The sequence below is a fragment of the Isoptericola sp. NPDC056134 genome, from assembly GCF_042264825.1.
GTDB classification, from domain to species: Bacteria; Actinomycetota; Actinomycetes; order Actinomycetales; family Cellulomonadaceae; genus Isoptericola; species Isoptericola nanjingensis.
This window is the reverse complement of the sequence record NZ_JBHJVM010000004.1, coordinates 253,558-263,595: the sequence shown is the minus strand read 5'-3', so window position 1 is coordinate 263,595 and position 10,038 is coordinate 253,558. Positions and strand designations below refer to the sequence as shown.

Sequence of the window (10,038 nt, the reverse complement as noted above, 5' to 3'; positions counted from 1 at the left end):
AAAAGGGGCGCGAAGGAGAAAGGGGGCGGGAGGGTGGTTGTGGGCCGGGATGGTGTCGGGTCGCGGGCGGGGGCCCGCCGGGGCGATGCGGCGCCCCACCTCCGCGCCCTCGGCCATGCCCAGGTCCGCCGAGTGCACGACCTCCAGCGTCGCCCCCGCGGTGCCGTCCACGACCTCCTGCATCCCGGCGAGCCGCCGGCGGACCTGCTGCACCCGGGCCCGGCCGGTCGCCGCGAGCAGCCTGCGGCGGCCGCCGTCCACCAGGTGCTGCGCCGCGAGGCGGCCGCCCTCCCGGTGCCGCAGCGAGACGGTCGACAGCCGCCCGGCCGGGTCCTGCTGGTCGACCACCACGACGGGGCTGCCGCGGTCCTTGCGCGCCGTCAGCGCGACCATCTGCGCGTCGTGCGGGGCCACCACCATGCCGTCGAAGCGCAGCTGCTCGAACAGGGCGACGAGGCGCTCCTGCTGGTCGGGCGACTCGTGGGTGCTGCCCGTGACGAGGGTGAGGTCCGCGCCCGCGACCACGCGCTCGACGGCGGTCACGACGTCCGCGAAGAACGGGTTGGACGCGTTGATCACCGAGACGCCGACGATCCCGGACCGCTGCCAGCGCAGCTGCCGGGCCGACAGGCTCGGCACGAAGCCGAGCTGCTCCACGGCGGCCCGGATGCGCGCCGTCGTCGCCGGCGCCACCTTCTCCGGGCGGTTGAGGTAGTTGGAGACGGTCGCCGCCGACACGCCGACGTGCCGCGCGACGTCGTGGATGGTCACCACCGGGGCTCACCCGCCAGGACGGTGCGGTGCAGGATGGGCGGATGGACACGCGACCGACGCCCCGCGCCCCGCTGCGCTTCGGGGTCAAGCTGACGCAGGACGCCCCGGTCGACACCTTTCGCCAGGTCTGGCAGGTCGCCGACGAGGCCGGGTTCGACCACGTGTGGGTGATGGATCATCTCGCCTCCCTGGGCGCGGACGACGACCGTCCGATCTTCGACGCGTGGGCCATGCAGGCGGCGATGGCCGTGGCCACCTCGCGGGTGCGGATCGGCTGCATGGTGTCGGGCAACTCCTACCGCCACCCGGTGATGCTGGCCAAGCTGGCCACGACCGTCGACCACCTCTCGGGCGGCCGGCTGGAGCTCGGGATCGGCGCCGGCTGGAACGAGCACGAGCACACGATGTACGGGCTCGACCTCGGCACCGTGCGCGAGCGCATGGACCGGCTCGAGGAGTCGCTGCAGATCCTCACCTCGCTCTGGACCGAGCCGCGGACCACGTTCGACGGCGCGCACTACCGCCTGGCGGACGCGGTCGCCGAGCCGAAGCCCGTGCAGCGCCCGCACCCGCCGATCTGGGTGGGCGGTTCCGGGCCACGGCGCACCCTGCGGCTGGTGGCGCGGTTCGCCGACGCGTGGAACGACACGTCCAGCACGCCGGAGCAGGTGGCGGCGCTCGGCGAGGTGCTCGAGCGGCACTGCGCCGACGTCGGCCGGGACCCGGCCGAGATCCGGCGCACCGTGCAGCTGCGGCTGCGCGAGCACCCGCTCGCCGAGCTCCCGGGGCTGGTGGAGCGGTACGCCGCGGCGGGCGTGTCGGAGTTCGTGGTCGTGCTGTCCTCGGGCGAGGCGGCGCTGCGGGAGCTCGACGGCGTGGTCGCCGCGCTGCCCGCGCTGCGCGGCGCCGCCTGAGCCGGCCCGCACTACGCCGCGCCCGCCTGCGCGGCGTGCAGCGCGGCGTACCGGGCCCCGCGCCGCAGCAGCTCGTCGTGGCTGCCGACCTCGACGACGCGGCCGTGCTCGAGCACGACGATGCGGTCCGCCGCGCGCACCGTCGAGAGGCGGTGCGCGACGACCAGGGTCGTGCGGTCGCGCATGAGGCGGTCGAGGGCGTCCCGGACGACCGCCTCCGCCTCCGGGTCGAGCGCGCTGGTGGCCTCGTCGAGGAACAGGACGCGCGGGTCGCGCACCAGGGCCCGCGCGATGGCGAGGCGCTGGCGCTGGCCGCCCGACAGCCGGGCGCCGCGCTGCCCGACCACCGTGTCCCAGCCGTCCGGGAGCGCGTCGACGAACTCGAGGGCGTTGGCGTCGCGCAGGGCGGCGCGGACCCGGTCGTCGGTGGCGGCGTCGTCGTCCAGCCCGTATGCGACGTTCTCCCGGATCGTGCCCTCGAACAGCACCGACTCCTGCGGCACGACCGACACCCAGCGCCGCACGCTGCGCAGGTCGAGCCCGGCCATGTCCGCGCCGTCGAGCAGGAGACGGCCGGCGGTGGGCCGCACGAACCCGAGCACGAGGTTGAGCAGGGTCGACTTGCCGGAGCCGGACGGCCCGACGAAGGCGACCGTCTCCCCCTCCCGGACCTCGAGGTCGACGTCGTGCAGCGCGTCCTGCGTCGCGTCCGCGTACCGGTGCGACACGTGCTCCAGGCGCAGGTGCCCGCGCACCTCGTCGACGCGCCGGCGTCCCTCGTTGCGCTCGAGGTCGGGCTCCGCGAGCACCTCCGCGATCGAGCGCACCGACTCCACGCCGCGCGCGGTCACGGGCACGAGGTTGAGCACCTGGGTGAGCCCCTGGGTGAGGAGGCCGAAGTACGTCGACAGCAGCACCACCTCGCCGGGCGTGACGGGGATGAGCCCGGTGAGGGAGACGACGGCCGCGAGCACGAGGCAGCAGACGCCGAGCAGCTGCATCGCGACCCACGAGACGGACGCGACGCGCCCGTTGAGCAGGTCCAGCCGCAGGGCGGCGCGGCGCACCTCGTCGGCGCCGTCGGCGACGCGGGACACGGCCGTGCGCTCCAGGCCGTGGGCGCGCGTCACGGGGATGAGGGACGCCATCTCCCCCACCTGGGCCGAGAAGCCCTCGATCTCGCGGCGGAACTCCGCGTTGCGCGCCTGCGAGCGCCGCGACATCGTGCGCCGGATGACCAGCGCCGTCGGGATGGCGAGCGCGTAGACGGGCAGGAACTCGGGGACCTTCAGCGCCGTCATGGTGATCGCGCCGACCATCACCATCGCCGCCGACAGGAGGGGGTGCGTGACCTGCTGCAGCATGAGCTCGACGTTCTCGACGTCGCGCACGACCTTGCTCTGCACGACGGCGGAGCTGGCCCGGGAGTAGTAGCCGATGGACAGCTCCTGGAGCCGCTCGACCAGCGCGTTGCGCAGGGCGGCGCCCGTGTCGCGCACGACGGTCATGAAGCTCCGCGTGTACACGATGTGGTTCGGGTAGTTCTGCGCGAGGAGCACGACCGCCACGGCGAACCAGATCAGCACGGTCGTCACCGGCCCACCCTGGGCGACGACGTCGATCACGGCCCCCGTGATGACCGGCAGGAACCACAGGGGCGTCTCCTTCACCGCGAAGGCGAGGAGCGCCACCGTCATGCGGCGCGGCCGTGTGGCCAGCAGGCGCAGCAGCGAGCGCACCGGCCGTCGGCCGTCGAGGAGGGGCTGGTCGGACGTGCTGGCAAGGGCTTTCCGGCGCACGAATCGATTCTAGTCAGACCGGTCAGGCCCGTTCTCAGCGAGGCCCGTCGGGCCCGTAGGACCGCGACACGGTGGCAACGCGCACCTGATAGTCGGAGTACCAGGCGTCCCGGCCCCGCCGCTGCGCCACCACGTGCTCGGAGACCTGCTTCCACGCGGCGGCCGCGGCGTCATCGACCCAGTACGAGACCGTGATGCCCAGGCCGTCGCGGGCGGACTCGATGCCGAGGAAGCCCGGCTCGGCACGGGCGCGCTCCTCCATCCGTTCGGCCATGCGGGCGTACCCCTGGTCGCCCTCGGTGCGCAGCGACGTGAAGATGACGGCGGTGTAGGGCGGGGCGGGTGTGGTGGCGATCACGTCGGGATCGTAGCCGGCCCGCGGGCGTGACGACGAGTCCCTGCGGTCCTCGCCACAGTCGGGCCCAGACGGTCGGAGGGCGCCCGCACCGCGACTAATCTGATGCCGTGGCTACCTTCTCGAGCGTGACGCGCCAGCACATCCTCCGGGCGATCGAGGAGCACGACGACCGCGGCCCCGACGCCTTCGTCGGCGTCTACGGGTTCACGCCGACGCCCGGCCACACCTTCGTCCACGAGGAGCGCACGTACGACTCCAAGGCCGTGCTCGGCGTCGCGCACAAGTACGCCACGGGCGTCCCGGCGCGCGCCGAGGACCTCGTCGACGCCAAGTGCGACGACGCCGCCATCCTGCGCAAGCACGGCTTCGTGGCCACCGCCCCCGCGTCGGCCGCGCCGGCCACGGCCCGCAAGGCCGCCGCCCCGCGCCGCAAGGCCGCGAGCGCCCCGACCCGCAAGCCCGCCGCCCCGGAGCCCGAGCTCGCGATCTGCCCCACCTGCTTCACCGCGCTGCCCGCCACCGGCATCTGCGACGAGTGTGGCTGAGCCCCGCCCGCTGACCCGGCGGCCCGCGAACCCCGCACCCCCGCAGGCGCGGGTGCGGAGGGCTCGACAGCGGAGGGCTCGACAGCGGAGGGCTCAGCCGCCCTGCTGCCGCACGCGCGCGGCCTGCGCCGTCAGGTGCGTGCGCTCCGCGGTGCTCGTGGCCGCGTCGGCGGCCAGGGCGTAGCGCCGTGCCGCCTCGGCGAGGTCGCCCGCCCGCTCGTGCAGGAAGGCCGCAGCGGCGTCCCGGCGCGGGACGTCGGGCGGCAGGTCCTCGACCAGGCGCAGGCCGGCGAGCGGACCGTCCACGTGCCCGACGGCGACGGCGCGGTTGAGCTCCACCACCGGGTTGCGGGGCTCCAGCCGGACCAGCTCGTCGTACCACTCGAGGACCTGCGGCCAGTCCGTCTCCTCCGCCGTCGCCGCGTCGTCGTGGAGGGCGGCGATCGCCGCCTGCGCCTGGTACGGCCCGAGCCGGTCGCGGGCGAGGGCGCGCTGCAGCAGCGCGACCCCCTCCGCGATCGCCGTCGTGTCCCACCGGGAGCGGTCCTGCCGATCGAGCGGCACGAGCTCACCCGCCGCGGTCGTCCGGGCGTCGCGGCGGGCGTGGTGCAGCAGGAGGAGGGCCAGCAGGCCCGCGGCCTCGGCGTCGTCGGGGACGGCACCGACGAGCTGGCGCGTCAGCCGGATCGCCTCGGCCGCGAGGTCGACGCCGTCGGCCCGGCCCGTGGGCCCGCCCGTGAAGCCCTCGTTGAAGATCAGGTAGAGCACGCGCAGCACGGCGCGCACGTCCCCGGGCTCGCCGAACCGCTCCCCCGCCACCGTCCGCTTCGCGCGCGAGATGCGCTGCGCCATGGTCGCCTCCGGCACGAGGAACGCGCGGGCGACCTGCGCCGTCGTCAGCCCGCCGACCGCACGCAGGGTGAGGGCCACCGCCGAGGCCGGGGAGAGCGCCGGGTGGCAGCAGCGACTGAGCAGCAGCAGGGTGTCGTCGGCCTGCTCCGCCGGGCCGGGCGGGGGCTCGAGCGTCACGCGGATCTCGCGCTGCGCGCGGGACGACGCCGACCGGCGCGCGTCGACGAACTTGCGCCACGCGACCGTGACCAGCCACCCCTTGGGGTCCGACGGCGCGCCGCCCGGGGCGTCCCAGCGACGCACCGCCTCCAGGAGCGCCTCCTGGACGGCGTCCTCGGCCGTCGCGAAGTCGGCGCCCCGCCGGACGAGGACGCCGAGGACCTGGGGGCCCAGGTCTCTCAGCGCCTCGTCCCGGTCGGTCGGCGTCATCCGGTGACCTCGGCGTCGTCCGTGAGGAAGGGCCGCACCTCGATCCACTCGTGCAGCGGACGCCCCCCGGGGCCAGGGGCCGAGGACAGGTATGCCGCGGCCTCGTACGCCCGGTCCTGGGAGTCGACGTCGATCGCCATCCACCCGGCGATGAGGTCCTTGGTCTCGGCGAAGGGCCCGTCGGTGACCGGCGGCCGCCCCTCGCCGTCGTACCGCACGAAGTCCCCGCGCGGGGAGAGCGCCTGGGCGTCCACGAACTCGCCGCGCTCCTTGAGGTCCTCGATCATCCGGCCCATGAACTCCATGTGGGCGGTGACCTCGTCGGGCGTCCACCGGTCCATCGGCACGTCCGTGCCGGGCACCGGCTCCGGGATCCCGCGGTAGTGCTTCAGCAGCAGGTACTTGGCCATGGTCCACATCCTGTCGTCGCGGGCGGCGCCTGTCACCGCCGACACCCCAGGGACGGAGCCGCGCGCCGGTTCTCGACATCCGCCCGGGCCTCCGCTCCGGCGGCGCGGGTCAGCGGCCGAGCAGGCGCGACAGGAAGCCGCCCCCGGACCTCGTGGACGGCTCGTCGTCGTGACCGGGGCACCACTGGCCCGCGGGGACAGCGCGGCGGACGTCGTCGACGTGCTGGCCGCAGCCGTTCCAGGTCGTCTTGCCGCACGTCGTGCAGGTCACGGGATAACACACGGTGGGGGATCTCCTTCGGTGGTGCGGGGAGCCGCAGTCGCGGTGCGCTGGGCGGGAGGGTCGGGACAGGCGCCGGCTCAGGCCAGCGTGAGGAAGAGCTTCTCCAGCTCCTCGGTGGTCAGGCCGTCCTCGCCGGAGCCGGCGTCCGGGTCGGCGAGGCAGTCCTTCATCGCCGTCGAGATCACGGCGAAGCCGGCACGGTCCAGGGCGGCCGAGACGGCGGCGAGCTGGGTCACGACGTCGCGGCAGGAGCGCCCCTCCTCGACGGCCTCGATGACAGCGTTCAGCTGGCCGCGGGCGCGGCGCAGGCGGTTGGCGATGCGGCGCTGGGCGTCGCTGTCGGTGGTGAGCATCGGTCCTCCGTGTCGGGCGGGTGGCGGTGGGTCAGGCGTGGACGGGCACGACGAGCAGGTCCTCCGCCCGGTCGCCGAGGACGGCGCGCAGGGTGAGCGTCCCGCCGGAGAGCGAGGCGGAGTCGAACCCCGCCTGCGCGAGCACCCGGTGGGCGATCGCCGACCGCACGCCGGACGCGCACAGGACGCGCACGGGCCGTCCGGCGGCGGCCTCCCGGACCTCGGCGAGCCGGCCGCGCAGCTCGGTGTGCGGGACGAGCAGCGCGCCGGGCAGGTGCCCGGTCGCGACCTCCTGCGGGGTGCGCACGTCGAGCACCAGCGCCTCGGCGAGGACCGCGTGCACGTCCTGCGCGTACCAGAGCCGCAGGGTGCCGTCGAGCACGTTGGAGCCGACCATCCCGGCGAGGTTGACCGCGTCCTTCGCCTGCCCGTACGGCGGGGCGTACGCGAGGTCGAGGTCGACGAGGTCGCCCACGGTCATGCGGGCGCGGAGCGCCGTGGCCAGCACGTCGACGCGCTTGTCGACGCCGTCGCGCCCCACGGCCTGGGCACCGAGCAGCAGCCCGTCGTCCGGGCGCACGTGCAGCACGAGGTGCACCTGGCCGGCGCCGGGGAAGTACCCGGCGTGCTGGTGGGGGTGCAGGTGCAACGTGCGGTAGGCGATCCCGGCGGCGTCGAGCGCCGCGCGGTTCGCGCCCGTCGTGGCCGCGGTCAGCTCGCCGACCCGCACGATCGCCGTGCCCAGCGGCGCCGGCAGGGGGCGGGCCGTGCCCGGGCGGACGACGTCGTCGGCGACCAGGCGGCCCGCACGGTTGGCGGGGCCGGCCAGGGCCACCGGGCGCCTGAGGCCCGTGACGGCGTCGGGCTGCACGACCGCGTCGCCCACCGCCCACACGCCCGGTGCGGAGGTGCGGCCGTGCTCGTCGACGACGATCGCGCCGCGCTCGCACTCCAGCCCGGCGGCCTCGAACGTCTCCGTGTCCGGTCGGACACCCACGGACAGCACCACGACGTCGGCCGGCACCCGGGCGCCGTCGCCCAGCACGACGACGTCCTCGTCGGGCCCGCCCTCGACGGCCTCGGCGGCCACCCCCGTCCGCACGGTCACGCCGAGGCGGCGCAGCTCCTGGGTGACGGGGTGCGCGACCTCGTCCTCCAGCGGCGGCAGCACGTGCGGGCCGAGCTCGACGAGGGTGACCTCGAGACCGGCGGAGGCGAGCACCTCGGCGGCCTCGACGCCGATGAACCCGGCGCCGAGCACGACGGCGCGGCGTGCCCCGTCCTGAACCCGCGCCCGCAGCGTCCGGGCGTCGTCGACGGTGCGCAGCGTGCGCACCCGCGCGGAGCCGAGCCCGTCGATCGGCGGGCGCACGGCGCGCGCGCCCGGCGACAGCACGAGGGCGTCGTACGGCAGCTCGACGACGCCGTCGGCGGTGGTCGCGGTGACGACGCGCCGGTCGGTGTCCAGGGTGGTCACGTCGTGGCCGGTGCGGACGTCGAGTGCGAGGGACGCACGCAGGGACTCCGGGGTCTGCACGAGGAGCCGGTCCGCGTCGGGGATCTCGCCGCCCACGTGGTACGGGAGGCCGCAGTTCGCGAACGAGACGTGCGCCCCGCGCTCGAGCACGACGATCTCGGCCGACTCGTCGAGGCGCCGGGCACGGGCGGCGAAGCTCATGCCGCCGGCCACTCCCCCGACGACGACGATCCGCCGGCGGGCGGGCGGGGCGACGGCGATCGGCGCGGTGCTGCTGTCGGTCATGGGCCGAGAATACCCCGGGGGGTATTGCGTGTGCCAATCCGCTGGTCAGCGCCGCGCGCGCCGCGCACCGACGTTCAGGCCTCCCCGTCGCGCTCCGCGTCCCGCGCGGACAACGGGGTCGCCACGTCCTCCAGGGAGCGCCGCTCGGCGCCGACGCCGAGGAACATCGCCACCACCCCGCCCGCGACCATCAGCGCGGCGCCGACGTAGTACCCCACCGCGATGCCGGAGATGTCCTGCGCCTGGCTCGCCGACTCGATCAGCCGCCCGAACAGCAGCGGCCCGGTGATGCCGCCGACGGCGGTGCCGATCGCGTAGAAGAACGCGATGCACAGCGCCCGGGTCTCCATCGGGAAGACCTCGCTCGCCGTGAGGTACGCGGAGCTCGCCCCCGCCGACGCGACGAAGAAGACCGCCATCCCGAAGAACGTCAGCGTCCACGCCGTGAGGCCGCCGAGCATCAGGCCCGCGACGGCGAGCAGGACCCCGGAGACGATGTACGTCCCGGAGATCATCCGCACCCGCCCCACCTTGTCGAAGAAGGGGCCGAGGACGAGCGCCCCGAGGAAGTTGCTCACCGCGAAGAGCGCGATGTACGCGCCGGTCTGCCCCACCCCGAGGAACGTCTGCAGCGTGTCGCCGAACGTGAAGAAGAACGCGTTGTAGAGGAACGCCTGCCCCACGAACAGCGCGAGGCACAGCACCGTGCGCCGCGGGTACTCGGCGAACACGGTGCGCGCGACCCGCGCGAGGCTCACCGTGTGCCGCTGCTTGACCGTGAGCGAGCCCTCGGGCTCCGCCAGCTCCACGCCGTCCTCCTCGGCCACCCGCCGCTCGATGTCGGACACGATCCGCTCGCTGTCCCGCTCGCGCCCGTGGATGAACAGCCACCGCGGGCTCTCCGGCACGTTGCGCCGGACGAACAGGACGCACAGCCCGAGCACGGCCCCGAGCGCGAAGCACAGGCGCCACCCGAGCCAGGCCGGGATCAGCTCGGGGTTCAGCAGCGGGATGGTCAGCAGGGCGCCGCCCGCGGCGCCGAGCCAGTACGACCCGTTGATGGCGATGTCGATCCGGCCGCGGTACTTCGCGGGGATCAGCTCGTCGATCGCCGAGTTCACCGCCGCGTACTCGCCCCCGATGCCCAGCCCGGTGACGAACCGCATCGCGAAGTAGTACAGCGGGTTCATCGAGAACGCCGTGAGCACGGTGCCCGTGAGGTACACGAGCAGCGTGAGGATGAACAGCCGCTTGCGGCCGAACCGGTCGGTGAGCTGGCCGAACACGAGGGCCCCGAGGCACGACCCCGTGACGTAGACGGCGCCCGCCAGCCCGATGTCCGCGCTCGTCAGGCCGAGGCCGGTGTCGCCCTTGAGCGCGTCGGACAGGTTGCCGACGATCGTCACCTCGAGGCCGTCGAGGATCCACACCGTGCCCAGCCCGACGACGATCATCCAGTGCCACCGCGCCCACGGGAGCCGGTCGAGCCGGGCGGGGATGTCGGTGGTGATGGTCCGCAGCGTCGTCGCGCCGCCCTGGGTGGAAGGCATGCTCCGTCG

11 protein-coding genes are annotated in these 10,038 nt (G+C 74.8%); 2 read left to right on the top strand and 9 right to left on the bottom strand.

What is annotated here, in order from left to right:
- Nucleotides 1-774 (bottom strand): LacI family DNA-binding transcriptional regulator (locus tag ACFCZN_RS06375; RefSeq protein ID WP_430556197.1); only part of this gene is annotated, 774 nt, incomplete at its 3' end.
- Nucleotides 775-815: 41 nt separating this feature from the next.
- Between ACFCZN_RS06375 and ACFCZN_RS06370 the strand changes: the two genes are divergently transcribed.
- Nucleotides 816-1,688, top strand: coding sequence for an LLM class F420-dependent oxidoreductase (locus tag ACFCZN_RS06370; protein WP_430556196.1), 873 nt, complete (start codon nucleotides 816-818; stop codon nucleotides 1,686-1,688).
- Nucleotides 1,689-1,699: 11 nt separating this feature from the next.
- Here the strand turns inward: ACFCZN_RS06370 and ACFCZN_RS06365 are convergent, their stop codons facing one another.
- On the bottom strand, nucleotides 1,700-3,487 hold the full coding sequence (locus ACFCZN_RS06365) for an ABC transporter ATP-binding protein (protein WP_430556195.1): 1,788 nt from the start codon (nucleotides 3,485-3,487) through the stop codon (nucleotides 1,700-1,702).
- Nucleotides 3,488-3,521: 34 nt separating this feature from the next.
- Nucleotides 3,522-3,845, bottom strand: coding sequence for an antibiotic biosynthesis monooxygenase family protein (locus ACFCZN_RS06360; RefSeq protein WP_429763449.1), 324 nt, complete (start codon nucleotides 3,843-3,845; stop codon nucleotides 3,522-3,524).
- A gap of 125 nt (nucleotides 3,846-3,970) precedes the next feature.
- Here ACFCZN_RS06360 and ACFCZN_RS06355 point away from each other — a divergent pair, with 125 nt between their 5' ends.
- A complete protein-coding gene (locus tag ACFCZN_RS06355) occupies nucleotides 3,971-4,390 on the top strand; it encodes a hypothetical protein (RefSeq protein WP_429763448.1) in 420 nt (139 codons plus the stop codon).
- A 93-nt stretch (nucleotides 4,391-4,483) separates the two neighbouring features.
- Here ACFCZN_RS06355 and ACFCZN_RS06350 read toward each other — a convergent pair whose 3' ends face one another.
- From ACFCZN_RS06350 to ACFCZN_RS06325, 6 genes are all read right to left on the bottom strand, one after another.
- Entirely contained in the window at nucleotides 4,484-5,671 is a 1,188-nt protein-coding gene (locus tag ACFCZN_RS06350; protein ID WP_430556194.1) for an RNA polymerase sigma factor, read from the bottom strand.
- On the bottom strand, nucleotides 5,668-6,081 hold the full coding sequence (locus ACFCZN_RS06345) for a YciI family protein (protein ID WP_429763446.1): 414 nt from the start codon (nucleotides 6,079-6,081) through the stop codon (nucleotides 5,668-5,670). The genes ACFCZN_RS06350 and ACFCZN_RS06345 overlap by 4 nt, the downstream gene beginning before the upstream one ends.
- A 109-nt stretch (nucleotides 6,082-6,190) precedes the next feature.
- Nucleotides 6,191-6,352, bottom strand: a complete 162-nt coding sequence (locus tag ACFCZN_RS06340; RefSeq protein ID WP_430556213.1) for a hypothetical protein — start codon at nucleotides 6,350-6,352, stop codon at nucleotides 6,191-6,193.
- Nucleotides 6,353-6,441: 89 nt separating this feature from the next.
- Nucleotides 6,442-6,717: a metal-sensitive transcriptional regulator gene (locus ACFCZN_RS06335; RefSeq protein ID WP_430556193.1), complete on the bottom strand. Its 276-nt coding sequence runs from the start codon at nucleotides 6,715-6,717 to the stop codon at nucleotides 6,442-6,444.
- Nucleotides 6,718-6,748: 31 nt separating this feature from the next.
- On the bottom strand, nucleotides 6,749-8,479 hold the full coding sequence (locus ACFCZN_RS06330; RefSeq protein ID WP_430556192.1) for an FAD-dependent oxidoreductase: 1,731 nt from the start codon (nucleotides 8,477-8,479) through the stop codon (nucleotides 6,749-6,751).
- A gap of 74 nt (nucleotides 8,480-8,553) precedes the next feature.
- The gene (locus ACFCZN_RS06325) at nucleotides 8,554-10,029 is read right to left on the bottom strand and encodes an MFS transporter (RefSeq protein WP_430556191.1); all 1,476 of its coding nucleotides are present in this window, start codon (nucleotides 10,027-10,029) and stop codon (nucleotides 8,554-8,556) included.
- Nucleotides 10,030-10,038: the final 9 nt, after the last annotated feature.